General features: G+C 71.6%; 19 protein-coding genes. 11 read left to right on the top strand and 8 right to left on the bottom strand.

Going from position 1 to position 19702, the window contains the following annotated elements:
- Nucleotides 1–12 precede the first annotated feature (12 nt).
- Nucleotides 13–690 (bottom strand): Crp/Fnr family transcriptional regulator, encoded by a 678-nt coding sequence (locus AB0O44_RS02725; RefSeq protein ID WP_290256164.1) that lies wholly within the window; start codon nt 688–690, stop codon nt 13–15.
- A 227-nt stretch (nt 691–917) separates the two neighbouring features.
- Here AB0O44_RS02725 and AB0O44_RS02720 point away from each other — a divergent pair, with 227 nt between their 5' ends.
- Complete coding sequence (locus AB0O44_RS02720; protein ID WP_364133866.1) at nt 918–2099, top strand: MarP family serine protease; 1182 nt, start codon at nt 918–920, stop codon at nt 2097–2099.
- 3 nt (nt 2100–2102) lie between these two features.
- Here AB0O44_RS02720 and AB0O44_RS02715 read toward each other — a convergent pair whose 3' ends face one another.
- Genes AB0O44_RS02715 through acs form a run of 4 tightly spaced genes read right to left on the bottom strand, consistent with a single transcriptional unit; the run spans nt 2103 to nt 6163 of the window.
- Entirely contained in the window at nt 2103–3143 is a 1041-nt protein-coding gene (locus tag AB0O44_RS02715) for a DUF2332 domain-containing protein (protein WP_364133864.1), read from the bottom strand.
- A gap of 1 nt (nt 3144) precedes the next feature.
- Nucleotides 3145–3633, bottom strand: coding sequence for a type II 3-dehydroquinate dehydratase (gene aroQ / locus AB0O44_RS02710; RefSeq protein WP_364133861.1), 489 nt, complete (start codon nt 3631–3633; stop codon nt 3145–3147).
- Nucleotides 3630–4091: an SRPBCC family protein gene (locus AB0O44_RS02705; protein WP_364134679.1), complete on the bottom strand. Its 462-nt coding sequence runs from the start codon at nt 4089–4091 to the stop codon at nt 3630–3632. The genes aroQ and AB0O44_RS02705 overlap by 4 nt, the downstream gene beginning before the upstream one ends.
- A gap of 44 nt (nt 4092–4135) precedes the next feature.
- Complete coding sequence (gene acs / locus AB0O44_RS02700) at nt 4136–6163, bottom strand: acetate--CoA ligase (RefSeq protein WP_364134676.1); 2028 nt, start codon at nt 6161–6163, stop codon at nt 4136–4138.
- A 435-nt stretch (nt 6164–6598) separates the two neighbouring features.
- On the opposite strand from acs, the gene AB0O44_RS02695 reads away from it, so the two are divergent.
- The 3 genes from AB0O44_RS02695 (at nt 6599) to AB0O44_RS02685 (ending at nt 9478) form a co-directional block, all read left to right on the top strand.
- Nucleotides 6599–7939 (top strand): hypothetical protein, encoded by a 1341-nt coding sequence (locus AB0O44_RS02695; RefSeq protein WP_364133858.1) that lies wholly within the window; start codon nt 6599–6601, stop codon nt 7937–7939.
- Between the two features lie 91 nt (nt 7940–8030).
- A complete protein-coding gene (gene nth / locus AB0O44_RS02690) occupies nt 8031–8801 on the top strand; it encodes an endonuclease III (protein ID WP_364134673.1) in 771 nt (256 codons plus the stop codon).
- Complete coding sequence (locus AB0O44_RS02685; protein WP_364133855.1) at nt 8798–9478, top strand: CoA pyrophosphatase; 681 nt, start codon at nt 8798–8800, stop codon at nt 9476–9478. Before nth ends, AB0O44_RS02685 begins: the two co-directional genes overlap by 4 nt.
- On the opposite strand, the gene AB0O44_RS02680 is transcribed toward AB0O44_RS02685, so the two are convergent.
- On the bottom strand, nt 9475–9666 hold the full coding sequence (locus tag AB0O44_RS02680) for a YegP family protein (protein WP_364133852.1): 192 nt from the start codon (nt 9664–9666) through the stop codon (nt 9475–9477). The genes AB0O44_RS02685 and AB0O44_RS02680 overlap by 4 nt on opposite strands.
- A 181-nt stretch (nt 9667–9847) precedes the next feature.
- Nucleotides 9848–11557, bottom strand: a complete 1710-nt coding sequence (locus AB0O44_RS02675) for a bifunctional 3'-5' exonuclease/DNA polymerase (RefSeq protein WP_364133850.1) — start codon at nt 11555–11557, stop codon at nt 9848–9850.
- 133 nt (nt 11558–11690) lie between these two features.
- Between AB0O44_RS02675 and ssd the strand changes: the two genes are divergently transcribed.
- The 7 genes from ssd to AB0O44_RS02640 all read left to right on the top strand — a co-directional run bounded on the left by ssd (nt 11691) and on the right by AB0O44_RS02640 (nt 17210).
- Entirely contained in the window at nt 11691–12881 is a 1191-nt protein-coding gene (gene ssd, locus AB0O44_RS02670; protein WP_364133848.1) for a septum site-determining protein Ssd, read from the top strand.
- 23 nt (nt 12882–12904) lie between these two features.
- A complete protein-coding gene (locus AB0O44_RS02665; RefSeq protein ID WP_364134670.1) occupies nt 12905–14188 on the top strand; it encodes a TadA family conjugal transfer-associated ATPase in 1284 nt (427 codons plus the stop codon).
- Nucleotides 14189–14403: 215 nt separating this feature from the next.
- Entirely contained in the window at nt 14404–15108 is a 705-nt protein-coding gene (locus AB0O44_RS02660; RefSeq protein ID WP_364133845.1) for a hypothetical protein, read from the top strand.
- Entirely contained in the window at nt 15105–15719 is a 615-nt protein-coding gene (locus AB0O44_RS02655) for a type II secretion system F family protein (RefSeq protein ID WP_364133842.1), read from the top strand. Before AB0O44_RS02660 ends, AB0O44_RS02655 begins: the two co-directional genes overlap by 4 nt.
- Before the next feature lie 134 nt (nt 15720–15853).
- Nucleotides 15854–16153: a DUF4244 domain-containing protein gene (locus tag AB0O44_RS02650; RefSeq protein WP_364133839.1), complete on the top strand. Its 300-nt coding sequence runs from the start codon at nt 15854–15856 to the stop codon at nt 16151–16153.
- Entirely contained in the window at nt 16150–16767 is a 618-nt protein-coding gene (locus AB0O44_RS02645; protein ID WP_364133837.1) for a TadE family type IV pilus minor pilin, read from the top strand. Before AB0O44_RS02650 ends, AB0O44_RS02645 begins: the two co-directional genes overlap by 4 nt.
- Nucleotides 16768–16835: 68 nt before the next feature.
- Nucleotides 16836–17210, top strand: coding sequence for an Rv3654c family TadE-like protein (locus tag AB0O44_RS02640; protein WP_364133834.1), 375 nt, complete (start codon nt 16836–16838; stop codon nt 17208–17210).
- Between the two features lie 46 nt (nt 17211–17256).
- Here AB0O44_RS02640 and AB0O44_RS02635 read toward each other — a convergent pair whose 3' ends face one another.
- Nucleotides 17257–19695 carry a DEAD/DEAH box helicase gene (locus AB0O44_RS02635; protein WP_364133831.1) on the bottom strand — a complete coding sequence of 813 codons (2439 nt, stop codon included), beginning with the start codon at nt 19693–19695 and terminating at the stop codon, nt 17257–17259.
- Nucleotides 19696–19702: the final 7 nt, after the last annotated feature.

Here is a 19702-nt window from a genome sequence, read left to right as displayed (position 1 = left end):
GCTGGGGTGCGTTTAGCGGGAGCGCTGGCGGAGGCGCTGCATGTCCAGGATGACGACGGCTCGGGCCTCGAGGCGCAGCCAGCCGCGCTGGACGAACTCCGCCAGGGCCTTGTTGACCGTCTCGCGGGAGGCGCCGACCAGCTGCGCGAGCTCTTCCTGGGTCAGTTCGTGGGCGACCAGCACGCCGTCGGTCGCCGGACGGCCGAAGCGGTCTGCGAGGTCCAGCAGGGCCTTCGCCACGCGGCCCGGAACGTCGGAGAAGACCAGGTCCGAGAGGGAGTCGTTGGTGCGGCGCAGGCGGCGGGCCAATGCCTGCAGCAGCTGGGCGGATACCTCGGGGCGGCTGCGGAGCAGGGCGTTCAGGCTCTCGTTCTTCAGGCCCGCGAGGCGGGTCTCGGACACGGCCGTCGCGGTGGCGGTGCGGGGGCTCGGGTCGAAGAGGGCCATCTCACCGAACAGCTCGCCCGGTCCGAGGATCGCCAGCAGCGACTCGCGGCCGTCGGGGGAGGTGCGGCCGAGCTTCACCTTGCCGGAGACGATGAAGTAGAGCTGGTCGCCCTGGTCGCCTTCCCGGAAGACCGAGGCACCGCGGGAAAGGTCCACCTCGGTGAGCTCGTCCGTCAGCAGACGGAAGGCCTCGTCGTCGAGCGTGGCAAAAAGGGGTGCGCGGCGCAATACCTCGATATCCATGAAAACTCCTGACTAACTGTGTCGGCTGGGGCGCTTCAGCCATTGTTTCAGAATTTTGCGGCTTCTGTGACGTACTTGGCACCGGGACGCGCCAGAAGACGCGGCGGCGCCGGGGCCGGCGGGCGCCCCGCAGCTGCTCCGGCGACGTTCAGGCGGCGGCCCGTGCCCCGCAAACTGTCAGGGTGCACCGGTAGAATGAGCCTCCTACCAGCCCCTAAGGAGCCCCGTTGTTTGGCTTGACCATCCTGGACCTCGCGTTGATCCTGACGCTGTTGTCCTACCTGATCTACGGCCTGCGCAACGGGTTCCTGGTGACCCTCGGCGGTATCGCCGGCTTCGCGGGCGGTGCCGTGGCCGCATTCTTCGCTGTCCCCATCGTCAGCGACCTTGTCGGCGACCCCGGGTGGCGGCTCACCGCGATCATCGCCGCCACGGTGGCGTTGATGATGCTGGGCCACGGGCTCGGCACCATGATCGGCCGGCGCATCCGCAGCGTCGTCAAACCCAGTCCGCTCCGGTTCGTGGACCGGGTGGTCGGCGGCGGCGTCAACGTCGCCGTCTCCGCCCTCGTGATGTCCATGCTGGCCTTCAGCGTCAGTGCCCTCGGCGTTCCGTTGGTCTCCCAGCAGCTGGCGGATTCCAAGGTGATCGGCTTCATCGACGGCGTCACCCCCACACCCGTCAAGGCCTCCCTCGCGCAGCTGCGCTCCGCCGTCATCGGCGACGGCATCCCCACCCTGTTCGAGGGGATCGGCGGCCAGCCGGTCCCCGTTCCGGACGCCAGCACCGACACGCCCGCGCTCAACCGCGCCTCGGCGTCGGTCCTGAAGATCGCCGGCACCGCCTACCAGTGCGGGCAGAACCAGACCGGGACCGGGTTCGTGGTCTCCGCCGGGCGCGTGGTGACCAACGCGCACGTTGTTGCCGGCGTGCCCGAGCCCGTCGTCGAGGTGCCCGGCGGCGGCGCGCTGCCCGGCCGGGTGGTCTACTTCGACAGCCAGCACGACCTCGCGGTCCTGGCCGTGGACGGCCTGCGGTCCGCGCCGCTTCAGTTGAGTTCCAACCTGCCCGCCGGGAGCCCGGCCGCGTTCGCGGGGTACCCGCATGGCGGCCCGTTCCAGTCCAAGCCGGCCGCCATCCGGGACATCGCCACCGTGTTGGTGCCGGACATCTATGGCAACAACGCCGCTCCGGAGGATGTCTACCGGCTGGCGGGCGACGTCCAGCCGGGCAACTCCGGCGGCCCGCTGTTGACCACGGACGGCCAGGTTGCCGGGGTGGTCTTCGCGAAGTCGACGTCGGAGAACTCCCTCGGGTTCGCGATCACCATGAACGACCTGGGACCGGTCGCGGCGAAGGCCTCCGGCCTGGGTGACCCGGTCTCGCCCGGGCAGTGCATCAAGAAGTAGGCCTTAGCCCGCGCCCTCGAGCCATTCCAGGCTCTGGCCGTGGGGCCCGGCCGCGGCCACGGGCACGCCGTCCTCCATCACGAGGAAGCGTCCCCTGAGCCTTGCCTCGTCCATCTCCGGCACCACACTGGACCCGTCCGGCTGCATGATGACCATGTGGCCCTCGTTCGAGATCCAGTGGCAGCCCCGGTCCGCGGCGAGCAGGGCGATGGTGTCCCGGAAGCGTTCCCGCCCGTCCGCGTCCAGGTAGGCCATTACCGCGCTGTGGAAGACCACCAGTGCGGCCTCCGGCGGGGCCTCGGCCGCGAGGCTGACCAGGTGCTCGTTCAGGTCGCCGGCCACGAGCCGCGGCGGCGTGGCGCGGGCGACGGCGATCGCCTGCCGCAGCCGCTCGCGGCGGAAGTCCTGTTCGGGCCAGACCAGCGCCTCCAGCCACGCGACGTCGTCGGGATTGTTGACGTCCAACGGGTTCAGGTCGATCCCCGCCCGCCACACCACCTCCGGCACCTTGGGCGGCAACGGGACCGGTCCCTTGGTGTCACAGCGCAGCACCGGGTAGCTGCCCGGCGCCGCATCCGGCGGGTCCAGCCGTCTCAGGGCGCCGCCGTCGACGAATTCGTACCCGTACCGGTCGGGAAACAGGGTCAGCCCGGCGGAGGCCCCGACCTCCAGCAGTGCGAGGGGCCGGTCCTCGGCCGCGGCGATCCTGGCCAGGGAAGGCAACAGCGCGGCGCACCGGCCCGCCTCATTGGTCTGGGTGGAGCGCCCCAGGACCGTCCGGGACACCTCGTCCCAGTGCGCGTCCAGGAAGGCCCGGAACTGCGGGTACGGACCGGTCGCGGCCCCGGCGTAGCGCGCCGCGGCCAGCAGCAGGAGGGGCTGGCGCTTGGCGTGCGGCCACCGGTCGATGCGTTCCACCAGGGCGGCGTCCTCGGCGATCTGCAGGGACCAGTCGGCGTAGCAGGGGGAGTTGCCCGGGGCATCGACGGCGCCGAAGTGCCGGTACCAGTCGGCCGTGGCGCCGGTCCCTGCCGCCGGGGTCATGTCAGGCCCGGCCCGCGTCCAAGGCCGCCAGGTAGTCCACGGCGAACCGGTAACCGAGGACGCCCGCGCCCGCGATGACCGCCTTGCTGATGTCCGAGAGGTAGGACGTGTGCCGGAACGATTCCCTGGCGTGCACATTCGTGATGTGGACCTCCACCGTGGGGATCTGCACCGCGCTGATCGCGTCCCGGATGGCCACCGAGGTGTGGGTGTAGGCACCGGCGTTCAGGACGATGCCGATGGCCTTGCCGCGGGCGGCGTGGATGGCGTCCACCAGCGCGCCCTCGTGGTTGGACTGGAAACACTCCACCGCCAGGCCATGGGCGGCGCCGGCCTCGACGGCGAGCCGTTCGACGTCGGCGAGCGTCGCCGTGCCGTACTTCTCCGGTTCCCGGGTCCCCAGCATGTTCAGGTTGGGCCCGTTGAGGACCAGGATGGTGCCGCGTCCGGAGCCGTCGGTGGCGGACCCGGGGGAGATCGCTTCGCTCATGGTTCACAATCTAGCGCGTCGCGGGCCTGCTGCGCCGCCAGCCGATCGATCCGGCGCAGGGCGACGGCGCAGACGAGCAGGTACGGCGGAGCCCACCAGGGGACGGAGAAGGTGACGAGACAACCGCCAGGGGCGGCGCCGACGCGGTGTCCGGTGGCGGCCACGCCTGCCACTGCCCAGGACCAGGCGCTACCTTTTTCATCGCACCCGTCCCGGAAGGAGCCCTCCTCGAAGGAAGTGACGGCGAAGGTCAGGCTCACGCCCGCCACGGTCCGGACCCTTCCCCGGCTCCCGGCGCGGAGCACGTGTTCCTCACCGCCGGGCCGGTGCCCTGCCAGCTCCGCCCCGGTAATCGAAGGTCCCCAAAGCGGCCAGAACCTGATGTCGGTGAGCAGGCGCCACACCACCGGGGCCGGCGCAGCGATGCGGCGGGAGACGCTCCACCGTCTCCCGCCCACCACCGCAGCAGCCCCGGGACGTGCCTTTCCGGGCCGCCGGCCGGTCACTTCTTCAGCGAGGCCGCAATCTGCGCCATCACGGTGTTGTCCGCCAGGGTGGTGGCATCTCCCACCTCGCGGCCCTCCGCCACGTCCTTGAGTAGCCGCCGCATGATCTTGCCGGACCGCGTCTTCGGCAGTTCCGGGACGATCAGGATGGTCTTGGGCTTGGCGATCGGGCCGATCTCCTTGCCCACGTGGTTGCGGAGTTCCTGCACCATCGCGTCGCCTGAATCCACGGCGTCGCCGCGCAGGATGACGAAGGCCACGACGGCCTGGCCGGTGGTCTCGTCAGCGGCGCCGACGACGGCGGCCTCGGCAACCGCGGGGTGGGAGACCAGCGCCGACTCGATCTCCGCGGTCGAGAGCCGGTGGCCGGAGATGTTCATGACGTCGTCGACCCGGCCCAGCAGCCAGATGTCGCCGTCGTCGTCCTTCTTGGCGCCGTCGCCGGCGAAGTACATCGTCTCGAACCGGGACCAGTAGGTTTCCTTGAACCGCTCCGGGTCACCCCAGATGCCCCGCAGCATGGAGGGCCACGGCTCGCGGATCACCAGGTAGCCACCGGCGCCATTGGGGACGGACTCGCCCGCCTCGTCCACCACGTCCACGGCGATGCCGGGCAGCGGCACCTGCGCGGAGCCGGGCTTGGTGGCTGTGACCCCGGGCAGCGGGGCGATCATCTGCGCCCCGGTCTCGGTCTGCCACCAGGTGTCCACGATCGGTGCGGGATTCTCCTTCTTCTCGCCGTTGGCTCCGGCGTTGGCGCCGATAACCTCGCGGTACCACATCCACGCCTCGGGGTTGATGGGTTCGCCGACGGACCCGAGGACCCGGATGGAGGAGAGGTCGTACTTGCCGGGGATGTCCTTGCCCCACTTCATAAAGGTCCGGATGGCCGTCGGGGCGGTGTAAAGGATGGAGACCTTGTACTTCTGCACGATCTCCCACCAGCGGCCCTGGTGCGGGGAGTCCGGCGTGCCCTCGTACATCACCTGGGTGGCGCCGTTGATCAGCGGCGCGTAGGCGACGTAGGAGTGGCCGGTGATCCAGCCGACGTCGGCCGTGCACCAATACACGTCCGTCTCGGGGTGCAGGTCGAACACGGCGCGGTGGGTGTAGGCCGCCTGCGTGAGGTAGCCGCCGGTGGTGTGCAGGATGCCCTTGGGCTTCCCCGTGGTGCCGGAGGTATAGAGGATGAACAGCGGGTGCTCTGAGTCGTGGCCGACGGCGGTGTGCACGGCGGAGGCGGCGTCCACGGTGTCCGACCACCAGTGGTCCCGGCCCTCGTGCCAGTCCACGTCCTGGCCGTTGCGCTTGACCACGACGACGTTCTGGACCGTGTGGCCGGTGCCGTCACCTTCGTGGGCCAGGGCCTCGTCGACGGCGGCCTTGAGCGGGCTGGGCTTGCCGCGGCGGTAGGTGCCGTCGGCGGTGACGACGAGTTTGGCCTCGGCGTCGTCGATGCGGGAGCGGAGTGCCTCGGCCGAGAAACCGCCGAACACAACCGAGTGGATGGCGCCGATCCGGGCGCAGGCCAGCAGCGTGATGACCGCCTCGGGGATCATCGGCAGGTAGACGGCGACCCGGTCGCCCTTGACAATGCCCAGGGACTCGAAGGCGTTCGCTGCCTTCTTTACTTCCTCGGTGAGCTGGGCATAGGTGTAGGTCCGGGTGTCGCCGGGCTCTCCCTCGAAGTGGATCGCCACCCGGTCGCCGTTGCCGGCCTCGACGTGCCGGTCCAGGGCGTTGTACGCGGCGTTGACTTCGCCGCCGACGAACCACTTGGCGAAGGGCGGATCGGACCAGTCCAGCGTCTGCGTGAAGTCCTTGCTCCAGCTCAGCAGGCTGCGGGCCTGCTTTGCCCAAAACGCCGGCCGGTCGGCGTCGGCCTCCGCGTACTCGGCTTCGGTGATCACGGCATTGGCCGCGAACTCCGCCGAGGGGGCGAACTTCCGGTTTTCCTGCGACAGGTTTTCGAAGGCGTCGCCCTGCCGGGCGGGGACGGTGGACCCGGGGGTCTGCTGGGACATGGTGAACCTCATCATTCATCGATCCGTGCTGCGCGGACGCCGTCGTCAACCGTTCCCGGTCCCGCCTGCGCGGCTCCGGGCACCGGCCGGTCACGGACGTGCCTCGTGTGCTGTTCCGAAATACACCCTAGCGCCCGGGTCTGACAGAACGTGTGCACCGTCACATCGACCGCCGCGAACGGTGTTTATTTAGCGCCGAGCGGCGCCGCGGTGCCGCGCTCCGCCGGGGGCGGCCGCGACGTGGGAGCCGCCGCGAAAGACTTCGCAATCTGGTGCTGGAGTGACGGCCGGTCAGCTAGTGATCGGTCCGGCACTTGGTTAGGCTGAGATGAAGTCGTGACATCCGATGGGGGGCAAAGGGGACCGCTTAGGGTCCCTTTTTTGCCTGCCGTTAGGCCGCACTGTCCAGGGTGCGGCCACGCTAAGGAGAACAGAATGAACGAGCAAGGCAACGGGCAGCTCCGCGCGCCCAACCGCACCGACGGACCGGCGGAGCAGCAGTCCTCCGTGCAGGCGCCGTCCCACGGCAAGGCGGAGCAGCCGCGTTTCACCGTGGACAAGCCGAACATCAAGAACAACGAGGCTGTTGCCGGCCCGTTCACCGTCCGGGACCTCACCGTCTTCGGGTCCGTCCTGGTGCTCTTCGTCGCTTCCCTGATCCCGATGTTCGCGGTCCGGTACAACCTCTGGAACCTGGGCAGCCTGTTCTTCCTGGGCCTCGGGATCCTCCTGCCGCTGATCGTCGCCGCCCTGTTCGTCGCCCGACGGGTCAGCCCGGGCACCCGGCTCCGGATCGGATCCCTGTCCGTTGACCAGTTCGGCTCCGTCGTCGCGAGCTTCAGCGTGGCGTTTTTCTTCCTGGCGGCCGCCGGCGCCTTCGTTCCCAGCATGCTGCTGGGCCTCATCGGCGCGCTCGGCCTCTTCACCGCCACGGTCCTGGCCCGCCTGATCCCGGCGCTCGCCGGCGACTTCCTGCACCGCGCCGAGGCCCCCGCCCACGTTGTGGCCCGCGAGGCGGCCGCCCCGTTCCGCCGCCCCCGCGCCCCCAAGGCCGCCAAGCCGGCCACCGAAGGCTCCGCCTCGAAGCCAAGCGCCGCCCTGGCCGGCTGGGCCAAGCGGATCACCCCCTCCGGCGGCGCCGCTGCCAGCACTGCCTCCGAATCCACCCCGCGCGGTTACGAAGCCCGCGACGCCGCCCAGGCCGCCCGCCCGGCCGCCGAGCCCGCCACCCAGGCCCACGGCGTCGTCGCGCCGGCCGCCGCCCAGCCGGAAGCCGTGCACACCCCCGCAGCCCCCGCAGCAGATGCCGCCACCGCCGCCCACCCGGCCCCGACCGCAACCGCGGCGGCAACGTCGGCACCGGCCGGGTCCGGCGCATCCGCAGCCGCTGAATCCGCGGCCCCCGCCGGCAAGCCGGCCGACGCGGCCCCCGCCTCCGAGCAGACCCAGGCCGCCGCGGCGCCGGTCCCGCCCGCCGGTCACGACGCCCCGACCGCCCTCACGCCGCAGGTCCGCCAGCAGGAACCCATCGGTGCCACGGTCGACCCGGCCAGCCGTCCGGAGCAGGGAAGCGCCCAGCCCGCCTACGAGGCCTTCTGGTTCGCCGTCGCCCAGCCACGCACCGCCGTCGATGAGCGCACCGGGACCCCGTCCTTCGTGGTCGAGCCCGGCGGCTGGGTTCTGGCGCTCGAAGACCGCGGCCATGAATTCCTCGTCCAGCACACGGACGGACGCGTCGGAGTGCTCCGGGACCTCAGCAACATCGAGCGCGGCTAGACCCGCCGTGGCCAGCAGGGCGGGGAAGCAGACGGCGGCCGGGGCGGGCACCGGGGCGGCCGGTGTGCCCCGGGGTGCCTCCGGCGAGAGCATGCTGGCGCTCAAGCGCCGGGCCCGCCGCATCAACCGCGCGCTGGCCGAGCAGTACCCCTACGCCCACGCCGAACTGGACTTCCGCAGCCCGTTCGAACTCGTGGTCGCGACAGTGCTCTCCGCCCAGACCACGGACGTGACCGTTAACCAGATCACGCCGTTGCTCTTCGCCCGCTACCCGGACGCGCGCAGCCTGGCCGAGGCCGAACCGGCCGAACTGGAAGCGATCATCAAACCCACCGGATTCTTCCGGGCCAAGGCGCGGAGCCTGATGGCGCTGGGCACCAGGCTCGTCGACGAGTTCGACGGCGAGGTGCCCGGCCGGCTCGAGGACCTGGTGACGCTTCCCGGCGTCGGCCGGAAAACCGCCAACGTGGTCCTCGGAAACGCCTTCGGAATCCCCGGAATCACCGTGGATACGCACTTCGGCCGCCTGGCCCGCCGCTTCGGGTGGACCGACTCGGACGACCCCGTCAAGGTCGAATCCGACGTCGCCGAACTGTTCGAACCCCGGGACTGGACCATGCTCTCGCACCGCGTCGTCTTCCACGGCCGGCGCGTCTGCCACTCCCGCAAACCCGCATGCGGTGCCTGCGCCGTGGCCAACTGGTGCCCCAGCTACGGCGCCGGCGAAACGGATCCGGAGAAGGCCCGCAAACTCCTCAAGTATGAGCTGGCACCTGGTCAGGAGGAGCTGCTGGGGAAGCTGCTCGCCGAAACCCACCGGGCCGCGGAAATCCGGATGGAATCGCAGCGGAGGACGCCATGACGGCCCGGCAGGACCTGATCGACCTGGTAGCCGCCGTCGAGGCCGGAACCGCGCCGCCGCCGGACCCGCGCTGGCGCGAGCTCTCCGTGTCCGCGGGGGAGCGGGTGCGGCGCGCCGCGGTTTTGATGCTGTTCGGGTCCCTCGACGACGTCCCGGCCGCCTCCCTCAAACTGCTGGCCCCCGCCGACCTGGACGTCCTGCTGCTGCAGCGCGCCCAGACGCTGGATGACCACCCGGGCCAGGTGGCCTTCCCGGGCGGCGGCATCGACCCCGGCGAGACGGTGACGGAGGCCGCGCTCCGGGAGGCCGAGGAGGAGACCGGCCTGGATCCCGCCGGCGTCGAGGTCCTGGGCATCATGCCGGAGCTGGCCCTGCCGCGCGGGAACTTCCTGGTCACGCCGGTTCTGGGCTGGTGGGCTTCGCCGTCCCCGGTGCGCGTGGTGGACTACGGCGAGTCGTCGCAGGTGTTCCGGGTGCCGGTGCGGGACCTGCTGGATCCGGACAACCGGATCATGGCCACCGTCACCCGCGCCGGGCAGACGTTCAAGAGCCCCGCCTTCGCCGTCAATGGCGTGGTGGTCTGGGGATTCACCGGGATGATCCTGAACCAGCTCTTCGACCAGCTGGGCTGGTCCGTCCCGTGGGACCGGACCCGCCTGCACGGGGTGGACGCCTAAACAGGCGTCGCGGACTTGTCCACCACCAGTCCGGTGGCGGCATTTTCCCGCACCGCGGTGATCCCGGCGGCGGCTCCCCGCAGGCTGTTGTACAGCGGCGAAACGGCGACGACGGTGCCGTCCGGCGCAGTCAGCGTGAAGTAGTACGACTCGTTTCCTGCCGCCGCGATTTCGAATGTGCCAGCCACGTTGCTGTCCCCTCGTTTCCTGCCTGCATCACCAAGTGGTCCCTTCCGCGCGCCCGGCCGGAGGGCCGGGTGTCGACGGGGGACTTTGTGAACGTAACAAGGCCCCGACCGGCGCTGCAACGCTACCGCCGGGTACGTTACGCAGCGGGTCCCGGGGGAGCGGGGCGTTGGCGTGCGGGCGTTACTTGGCGTTGTCGTAGGAGTCGACGACGGCGACGCTCACCGGGAACTCGACCGGGATCGGACCGAACAACAGGTCCTTGGCCGCGGTAGCTGATTCCTCGATGGCACGGGTGCAGGCCTCGACGGCGTTGTCCGGGCAGTGCACCATAACCTCGTCGTGGAGGAAGAAAACCAGTTCCCCCACGGGACCGCCGACGGCGCGCAGGGTGCGCAGCCGCCGTCGTAGTTCCGCCAGCCAGCAGGCCGCCCAGTCCGCCGCCGAGCCTTGCACGACGAAGTTGCGGGTGAACCGGCCGCGGGAACGGGCCAGGGACTCGGCGCGGCGCTGCTCCTCCGCGGAGGCGGAGCGCTGGCTGCGCAGCCACCGCTCGGACGGCGGCGGGCTGCTGCGGCCAAGGCGCGTGGTCACGGTCCGGCCCGCCTCGCCGTCGCGGGCGGCCTGTTCGACGAACCCCACCGCCTGCGGGTAGGTCCTGGCCAGCTGCGGCATCAGCCGTCCCGATTCGCCCGAGGTGGCCCCGTAGATCGCGCCCAGCAGGGCCACTTTCGCCTTGGCCCGGTCGCCGCCGAACCCCTGCGCCGCGATGCCCGCGTAGAGGTCCTTGTCCCGCGCGGCGTCGGCCATCCGGGCGTCCTGGGCGAGCGCCACCAGTACTCGCGGTTCCAGCTGGGAGGCGTCCGCGACGATCAGTTTATGGCCGGGGTCGGCGTGGACGGCGCCGCGGATCTGCCGCGGGATCTGCAGCGCTCCGCCGCCGCGCGAGGCCCAGCGCCCGGATACGACGCCGCCCACGACATACTCGGGCCGGAAGCGGCTGCCGGAGACCCAGGCGTCCAGCCAGGCCCAGCCGTTCGCCGTGTACAGCCGGGCCAGCTTCTTGTATTCCAGCAGGGGCCCGATCGCCGGGTGCTTCGCCTCCTTCAATTCCCATTGCCGGGTGCTCTTGACCTCGATGCCGTTGCGGTGAAGGGCCCGCATGAGGTCCTGCGGAGAGTCCGGGTTCAGGGCGGGCGACTGCAGGAGGGTGCGCAGTTCGACGGTCAGGGCCTCGAGCTTGGCCGGCCGGTGTCCCGGGGCGGGACGGGGCCCCAGGAAGTCAGCGAGGATCTGTTCGTGCAATTCCTCGCGCCAGGGCACCCCCGCGTGCTGCATTTCCGCGGCGATCATCGCGGCGGCGGATTCGGCCGCGAGGAGGAGCTGCAGGCGCTGTTTCTGCCGGTCGCCGCGGTCCGGGGCACCGGCCAGGGCTTCCTGCTGGGCGGCGTATTCGATTCGAAGCTGCTCGGGGGAATGCCGGGGCGAGGCGGCGGGCAGCAGATCATCGAAGAGGGCGCCCTGATCCGCCGGCGGGGGCGGAGGTTGCAGCATCCGGGGCGGCTGCTGCTCGTCCCCATCCTGGGTAAGTTTTTCGGCCGCGCGCGCATAGGGCGTCCCGGCGGTGAATTCGGCGTGGGCGAGGATGGCCCCGCACAGGGTCAGGTCGTAGCAGCGTTCGACGTCGACGCCGGCGGCCAGCAGCGACGGGTACCAGTCTTGGGTGCGGAGCCAGATCCAGCGGGGCCGCTGCCGTTCCAGGGTGCGGACGACGCCGGGCAGGTCGGCGGCGGGCACCACGCGGATGTCGGGCGCGGCGGGATCCGGGGCGCCGTCCGGGGTGAGGCGTTGGAGGGCTGCGCCGTCGGGGTGGGCGGCGAGCAGCACATGCATGGGATCAATTCTGCCCTGTGGTCGGGCCCCGTCCGGTCACGGCGGTGTGGCCAGTTCTCCACATAGCACCCGGTTGTCCACATAAGAGCGTCCGCGGCTCACCTTCCGTCGCGCTGGTGGGGATGGTGGACCCATGAACAGGCATGAGCTGAGGAGTGTCCCTCCGGAACGGCCGACGGCCGGGGTGCCGCTTCCCGGCCCGCCGTGGCAGGGCACCGGCGCCGGCGGCCGGAGGGCGGGTCCGGGGGAGCCCCGGTGGCTGCCGGACGCCCAAGAGGTCGGCGGCGCCGCCGAAACGTTGCTGGTGACCGCGTCCGAGCCGCTGCGCCTGGAGATCGAGCGCATCGTGGCGGTTACCGGGCGGCAGCTGACCTGCGTCGCCGGCGTCGAGGAGGCAGCGGTCTACTGGGCCGTGGCCGGAGCCGTATTGGTGGGCGGTGACATCACGGAGCTGCCCTACCGGCGGCGCGCACCCGCCGTCGTCGTTGGATTGAGCGGTGACGGTGACGGGCTCTGGCGCCTGGCCGCCGCCGTGGGAGCCGAACGCGTCGCGGTGCTCCCCGAGGGCGGCCCGTGGCTGGCCGAATACCTCAGCCGTTCCGGGAGCGAAGAGCCGGGCGGTCACGTCCTCGGCATCGTCGGCGGATGCGGAGGCGCTGGCGCGACCACGACGGCGGTCTGGCTGGCCCAGGAAGCCGCTCGCCAGGGCGTCCGGGTACTGCTGGTCGACGGCGACCCCTGGGGCGGTGGTCTGGAGCTGGCGCTGGCCGCCGAGGAGGAACCCGGCCTCCGCTGGCCCGACCTCACGGATGCCAGCGGGAGTATCGACCCGGCCACGCTGCACAGCGCCCTGCCGGTCATTGGGGGTTTCTCCTTCCTGTCGTGGCCCGGGAACCGGCAACCGGGCCCGGCGCTCGGTCCCGCCGCGGCGGCGGTGGTGCTGGACGCGGCCCGGCGCGGCTATGAGCTCGTGGTGGTGGATACCGGCCGCGGACGGGAGGCGCTGCGGGCGTTTGGTTGGGAGTGCGACAGGCTCCTCGTCGTTCTGCCGGCCCAGCTGCGCGCCGCCGTGGCCGCGGCCCGGCTCGTTCCCGAGCTGCCGCCGGTGGAGACCTCCCTGGTGGTCCGCAACCGTCCCGGCGTCGCCGTCGACGAGCAGCTGCTGGCGGAATGCGTCGGGCTGCCGGTGGCGGGCGTGTTGCCCGAAATCCGCGGGATCGCCGCCGCCACCGAGCTCGGCCGGCTGTTGGAGACCGGGAACCGGCGCAGCGTGCAGCGGTTTGCCGCGGCGGCCCTGGATGCTGCGAGCGCGGCGGTCCCGTGAGCGCCCACGCCGCGGCTGGTCCGGTGGACGCGCCAAGCCTTGGACAACGGCGGCAGCGGGAGGTCAGCCCCGGCCCCGATGCGGGGCTGCTCGAGGCCGTCCGGACCTCGGTCCTGGCCGACGCCGGACCGGTCACCGCTTCCCGGGTGGCGGCCGCCGTTCAGGCGAGCGGACGGTTGCTGGGCACCGCCGGCTCGTTGGCCGCCGTGGAAACCATCAGCGCGGAGCTGACCGGGCTCGGCCCGCTGCAACCGCTGGTGAGGGACCCGCTGGTGACCGACATCTTCGTGAACGGGCCGACCTCCGTCTGGTTGGACCGCGGCCGGGGCCTGGAACGCGCACCGGTGACCTTCACTGGCGAGGCACAGGTCCGTGCGCTGGCGGCGCGGCTGGTGGCTGCCGGCGGGCGACGGCTCGATGACAGTTCCCCGTGCGTCGACGTCCGGCTGGAGGGTGGATTCCGGGTGCACGCGGTTTTGCCGCCCATTTCCACCGCCGGAACGCTGCTCAGTGTGCGGATCCGCCGCGCGACTGTCTTCTCCCTCGACGAACTGGGGCGGGCCGGCATGTTCGGGCCGCTGCTGCGGACCGTGCTGGAGCGGATCGTGGAGCGGAGGCTTAGCTTCCTGATCAGCGGCGCCACGGGCTCCGGGAAAACGACGCTGCTGGCCACTCTCTTGGGGCTCTGCAGCCCCCGGGAGCGGCTGGTGCTCATCGAGGACGCCGCGGAACTCAACCCGGTGCATCCGCACGTCGTGTGCCTGGAGTCGCGGCATACCAACATTGAGGGCGGCGGTGCCGTGGACCTGGGCGAACTGGTCCGGCAGGCGTTGCGGATGAGGCCCGACCGGCTCATCGTCGGAGAGTGCCGCGGGGCGGAGGTCCGGGAGTTGCTCACCGCCATGAACACCGGCCACACGGGAGCCGGCGGCACCATCCACGCGAATACCGCCGCTGCCGTGCCGGCCAGGATCACGGCGCTCGGGGCGCTCGCCGGACTCGGCCCGGACGCCGTCCGACTGCAGGCCGCCAGTGCCCTCGATGCGGTGGTGCACCTGGAACGGACCCGTCACGGACGGCAGGTGGCATCGGTGGGGCTGATGCGGGACGACGGTTCCGGACTCGTGGTGGCCACCGCCCTGGAATCGGCCGACGGCGCCGTGCGGGGCGGCCCGGCCTGGCCGGCGTTGGCCGCCCGGCTCGGGCTGCCGGTCACGGCGGTCACCGGCCCCTTGCCGCTGGAAGTTCCTGATGAGGGTGCGGAGGTCCAGGAGCCGGGGTTCTTCCTGCCCGGAACGACGCCGTGACTGTGTTGCTGGGTGTGGCCTTGGCGCTAGCCGTCGGGGTCCTGAGTGGTTCCGTCCGCCCGTCCCGGCGGCGGATGCGTGTGGCGCTCGCCGATCCATCGGCGCCGCCGGGACCGGGGCATCGACCGACTGTGCCCGGTACGGATAGTGGCCCGGTCCGGAACGCCCTTCGGCTCCTTCATCGGCGGCGGGACGCCGGTGCCGAGGAGGCCTCCATGACCGTCCTGGTGCAGCAACTATCCGCCCTGCTCAAGGGTGGGCGGTCCGTCGGGCGTGTCTGGGACGAGCTCTGGCTCCTGCACGGGGCACGGTATGACGACGCCGGCTCGGGGGCAGACCACGCGCCCGTTCCGACGGCCCCTCATCCTGGCCCCGCACCCGGCCGCCGGGTGCGCCCGCTGACCGGAGGCCGACCGGGGATGCCCACGCTGAGCGCCGGATCGCTGAAGCTTCTGTCCGCAGCCCGGGCCGCGGCCGGACAAGGGGCTCCCATTGGCGGGGCCATCCGCCGACGGCTGGCCCGCGAGGAGGGAACCGCGGCGGGCCACCGGCAACCGGCGGGACAGTCTGCGGAGCGGGGCGTCTGGCTGGAACTGGCCGCCTGCTTCGACATTGCCGAAGCCAGCGGATGCCCACTGTCAGACATCCTGACCCGCTACGCCGCACACCTCGAAGCCGGCGACGACGCTGCCGGCGCCCGGCGGACCGCGCTGGCCGGTCCCAAGGCAACCGCTGCCATCCTGACGTGGCTGCCTTTTGCAGGCCTCGCACTCGCCATGCTGCTCGGAGTCGACGCGGCAGGGATATTGCTCGGAACTCCGCTCGGCCTGCTCTGCCTGGCGGCCGGTGCCGGCCTCGCAGCGGCCGGAAGGATCTGGTCGGGCCGCTTGGTCCGCTCCGCCGAGGGGCACCGCTGGTGACCGCGCCCGCCGGGAGCCTTGGCGTAGCCCTGTTGCTCGCCGTGGCCGCCACGGTCCTGCTCCTGGACCGGGCGATGCTGCCGCGGCGGTGGCTTTCCCAGGCGCGGCACGGAGCCGTGGGAGATCCGCTGTGCGGCCGTGATCCGGCCGGCGGAAAGCCTCCGGAACCGACTGGGGGCCTGCGGGATCCCGCCATGATGATGGAGTTGATCGGGGCCATGCTCGACGCCGGTGCCGGCCTCGGCCGGTCCCTGGAGCTTCTGGCCGGCCGAGCCGACCCCGAGTTACGCGTCCATCTGCGGCCGGTGGCTGCGGCTCTGGCCCTCGGTGCCGACTGGGACACGGCCTGGCGGGGTGCGCCGGGGCTTCCGGCCGAGCTGGAGGCCCTGCGGGAGGCGTTGCGTTTCGCGGCAGTCACCGGGGCGCCGTCGTCGGCCATGCTGTACGCGCAGGCAGCCCGGCTGCGCCGGCAGCAGTTCAGGGCCGCGGAGCGCCGCGCAGCCGCCCTCGGCGTGCGGTTGGTGGTGCCGCTGGGTCTGTGCTCCCTCCCGGCCTTCGTCTGCCTGGGCATCGTTCCGGTACTGCTGGGCATGCTTCCCTCGGGTCCCTGAAGCAGGCACCGGGCGACAGTTCCTCCACAGCCTGAGTTATCCACTTGGCCGCACGCCGGCCTGTCGAGGGGTCACCGCGGCGGGGAGATTGGAAGCAGCCGGCCGATGCGCCGGACAACTCGAGAGGACTATCCATGAGCTTCCATCCACAGATCCCCGCAGCCCCGGAGGACGCCTCCGCAGATTCAGCGTCGGCCGAGGTCCGGGAAATCTATCCCGGCGCACGGCAGGCCACTCCCGTCCGGAGCGTCTCGCCTCGCCGCAGGCGGACAAGCATCTGGCGCGGTTCCGAGGCAGGAATGGCGACCGCGGAGTACGCGATCGCGACCTTGGCCGCCGTCGGCTTCGCCGGACTTCTGGTCCTGATCATGCGCAGCGACGAGGTGCGCGGATTCCTGCTCAACGTGATCCGGACCGCGCTGGCCCTGCCATGACCCTCTGGCCGGACGGCCGGGCCCCGACGGGTCGGAGCGTGCCTGCACCGCCGGGACGTCATGGTCCAGCCGCTGCTCCCGGCGAACGTGGCGCCGTGACGGCCGAATTCGCCGTCGCGTTGCCGGCAGTGCTGCTGGTGCTGGGGCTGCTTTTGACCGGGGCCGCAGCGGGACTGACGCAACTGAGGCTGGAGGAGGCCGCGAGGGCCGGTGCCCGGGCGTTGGCCCGCGGCGAGGACCAGGCGTCCGTGTCCGCCGTGGTCCGCCAGGTGGCCGGAGACTCGGCGAGCGCGGCGGTGGCCTCCGACGGCGGGTGGCTCAGCGTCACGGTGACCGGACCGGTCCGGGGCGCCGCGGGCCGGCTAGCGCCGTGGCCATTGACGGCCCGAGCCTCGGCCCGCCAGGAGACCGGCGACGATGCGGCACTATGGACACCGACGGCCGGGCATCCGCCTGGCACCGCGATCAGCCCCACGGCTCCCTGGCCGCTCACGGCGGCGAGGCCTGCCCTGTCCGATCTGCGTGGCCGGTGGGTTTCGTGTCGGGGATGCGCATCCGGGGTTCCGAAGGCATCGTCGGTGCTGTCCGCCGTGATGGGCCGGTGGGCATCGTGACGGAGGCGCGCGCCCGGGATTCCGAAGGGCACGGTCGCTCTGTCCTCCGTGTCAGGCCGGTGGTGGCCGTGACGGAGAGGCACATCCTGGGGTCCGAGCGGGGCTCCGGTACCGTGCTGGCCCTCGCTTTGGTGTTCGTGCTGCTGGTGGCAGGGGCTGCAGTGGGGCTGGTCGCCCAGGCGGGGGTCCTCGCCTCGCGGGCCGCCGCCGCGGCGGACCTCGCCGCCCTCGCGGCCGCCGATGCCGCCCGCGGACTGGCGCCGGGGGAGCCCTGCGCCGTCGCCGCGGAGGTCGCCGCCCGGAACGACGCCCGGATCAGCTCCTGCAGCATCGAGGGCGGGGACACGGTCCAGGTCGGCACCGAACTCTTCACCCGGTCACCGTTCGGGACCGCGACCGGCCTGGCCCGCGCGGGTCCTCCCGCCGGGGAACGCACCCCATGAAGCACCAGCGGCGCCTGGGCCGCCCGGCCCTGGAACCAGTCGGTTGCTACTGAACGGCCGGTGCCTGCGGGGCTCCGTCCAGATCCGCCGGAGGGGTGCTGCCCCCGGTATCGGGGGCCATCTGGTCGGTGGCGTCCGCCAGCAGCATGCCGAGCAGGCGAACGGCGCCGTCCTTGTCGAGCGGGTTGTTCTTGTTGCCGCACTTGGGCGACTGAACGCAGGACGGGCATCCGGACTCGCATTCGCAGGCCTCGATCGCATCCTTGGTGGCGGTGAGCCAGACGCGGGCCTTCTCGTAGCCGCGTTCGGCGAAGCCGGCTCCGCCCGGGTGGCCGTCGTAGACGAAGATCGTCGGCACTCCGGTGTCGGCATGGATCGCAGTGGAGACCCCGCCGATATCCCACCGGTCGCTGGAAGCCACCAGCGGCAGCAGCCCGATGGCCGCGTGCTCCGCAGCATGCAGCGACCCAGGGAACTGCGGCTCGATGAGCCCGGCCCCGGTCAGGGAGCGGTTGTCCATAACAAACCAGACCGCCTTGGTGAACAGGTCCCGGGCCCCGAGTTCCAGCGGTTCCTCGCCGAGCACCTCATTCGAGATCAGGGCCTTCCGTTGAAAGGAGACCACCTGTGTCGTCACCTTCACATCGCCGAAATGCACCTCGACATCTCCCCAGCGTGTGGTTCGCTGGGTCTCCAGCACCTCGATCTGGGTTATGTCCCGGGCCGTCGTGTAGTAGTCGGGGTTGGCCCGGCGCACCACCACGCAGTGCTCGGCCTCATTCAGGTCCTCGACGACGTAGCTCTCGCCTTGATGGACGTACACCGCCCCTGTGTGCGCCTGGTAGTGCGTCTGCGGCGAATCCATGGTGCCCAGGAGCGAGCCGGTGTCGGCATCAACGATGCTCACAGGTCCGCCGCCGTCGGCCCGCAGGTTCACCATGGCGGCTGCGCTCTGCGGGTGGGTCCAGAACCAGCCGGCGGGACGTTTCCGGAGATAACCCTGTGCCACCAAGCGGTCCAGGAGCCCCTCCGCCGTCGGTCCGAAGAGCGGGACCTCCGCCGGTCCGAGCGGCAGCTCGGCGGCGGCGGCGCACAAATGCGGGCCCAGGACGTAGGGGTTCGACGGGTCGAAGACGGTGGCCTCAACGGAGACGTCAAAGATCGCCTCCGGGTGGTTCACCAGGTAGGTATCAAGCGGGTCATCGCTGGCCACGAACGCGGCGACGGCATCCTGGCCGGCGCGGCCCGCCCTGCCGATCTGCTGGAACAGCGACGCCCTGGTCCCGGGCCAGCCCGCCACCAGGACGGCATCCAGGCCTGAGATGTCGATGCCGAGCTCCAGGGCGGATGTGCTCGAGACGCCCAGCAGCTCGCCGGACCTGAGCGACTGCTCGAGGGCGCGCCGCTCCTCCGGAAGGTACCCGGAGCGGTAGGCAGCCACGCGCTGCGGAAGGCTGGGATCGACCTCGTCGAGAAGGCGTCTCGTGATGGAGGCGATAGTTTCGGCACCGCGCCGGGACTTGATGAACGCGATCGTCCTGATCCGCGAGGAGACCAGGTTCGCCAGGAGGTCGGAGGTTTCAGCCACGGCGGTCCGCCGTGCCGGGGCCCCGTTCTCGCCGCGCTGTTCCGTCAGCGCCGGTTCCCAGAACGCCACCGTGGTCGCCCCGTGCGGCGAGCAGTCCTCGGCGACCGCTTCGACCGGCGCACCGATCAGCCGGCCGAACGAGGTCCCGGGGTCCGAGGCGGTGGCGGATGCGGCGATGAAGACCGGCCAGGACTGGCCCGTGCCGGCCCCGGCCTCCGCTCCGGAGTTGTAGTAGGCGCAGATCCGGCGGAGCCTGCGCATCAGGTTGGCGACGTGGGAGCCGAAGACCCCGCGGTAGCTGTGCGCCTCGTCCACGATCACGTAGCGGAGGCGGCGGAAGAACCGCGCCCACCAGGCGTGGTTGGGGAGGATACCGAAGTGCAGCATGTCCGGGTTGGCCAGGATCACGTTCGCGTGGTCCCGGATCCAGCGGCGGGAGGACGGGTCCGTGTCCCCGTCATAGGTCTCGGCCCGGACGGTGGAGAGCCCCAGCGACCGGATGGCGGCCAGCTGGTCCGCGGCGAGCGCCTTCGTGGGGGAGAGGTAGAGGGCGACGGCGCCGTCGTCGTGGATCTTTCCGGGGTCCGCGCGCACCCGCAGCTCGGACCGGTGCACGGCGTCGAGGGCGGGGAGCTGGTACGCCAGCGACTTCCCGGAGGCGGTGCCGGTGGCGATCACCACGTGCCGGCCCCCGTGGGCGAGGTCGGCGGCCCGCACCTGGTGCCGGTAGGGCTCGTGGATGCCGAGACGGCCGTAGGCCTCCACCAGATCCGGGTGCGTCCACGCCGGCCACGGCTCGTTGACGGCCTCGCGGGCGGGGATGGTCCGCACGTGCCGGAGCTGTTCCGGGTCCGCGCCGCGGCCCAGCAGCGGGATCAGGGACTCGTGCGGATTCACTCCAACA

The organism is Arthrobacter sp. NPDC080082 (genome assembly GCF_040686595.1).
Taxonomy (GTDB): domain Bacteria; phylum Actinomycetota; class Actinomycetes; order Actinomycetales; family Micrococcaceae; genus Arthrobacter.
The sequence above is the reverse complement of the archived record's forward strand: the minus strand, read 5'-3'. Positions and strand labels throughout refer to the sequence as shown.

Coding starts and splice junctions, on each gene's coding strand:
- AB0O44_RS02725 (WP_290256164.1), bottom strand. CDS start 690: ATGGATATCGAGGTATTGCGCCGCGCACCCCTTTTTGCCACGCTCGAC.
- AB0O44_RS02715 (WP_364133864.1), bottom strand. CDS start 3,143: ATGACCCCGGCGGCAGGGACCGGCGCCACGGCCGACTGGTACCGGCAC.
- aroQ (WP_364133861.1), bottom strand. CDS start 3,633: ATGAGCGAAGCGATCTCCCCCGGGTCCGCCACCGACGGCTCCGGACGC.
- acs (WP_364134676.1), bottom strand. CDS start 6,163: ATGTCCCAGCAGACCCCCGGGTCCACCGTCCCCGCCCGGCAGGGCGAC.
- AB0O44_RS02695 (WP_364133858.1), top strand. CDS start 6,599: ATGAACGAGCAAGGCAACGGGCAGCTCCGCGCGCCCAACCGCACCGAC.
- nth (WP_364134673.1), top strand. CDS start 8,031: ATGCTGGCGCTCAAGCGCCGGGCCCGCCGCATCAACCGCGCGCTGGCC.
- AB0O44_RS02685 (WP_364133855.1), top strand. CDS start 8,798: ATGACGGCCCGGCAGGACCTGATCGACCTGGTAGCCGCCGTCGAGGCC.
- AB0O44_RS02675 (WP_364133850.1), bottom strand. CDS start 11,557: ATGCATGTGCTGCTCGCCGCCCACCCCGACGGCGCAGCCCTCCAACGC.
- ssd (WP_364133848.1), top strand. CDS start 11,691: ATGAACAGGCATGAGCTGAGGAGTGTCCCTCCGGAACGGCCGACGGCC.
- AB0O44_RS02660 (WP_364133845.1), top strand. CDS start 14,404: ATGACCGTCCTGGTGCAGCAACTATCCGCCCTGCTCAAGGGTGGGCGG.
- AB0O44_RS02650 (WP_364133839.1), top strand. CDS start 15,854: ATGAGCTTCCATCCACAGATCCCCGCAGCCCCGGAGGACGCCTCCGCA.
- AB0O44_RS02645 (WP_364133837.1), top strand. CDS start 16,150: ATGACCCTCTGGCCGGACGGCCGGGCCCCGACGGGTCGGAGCGTGCCT.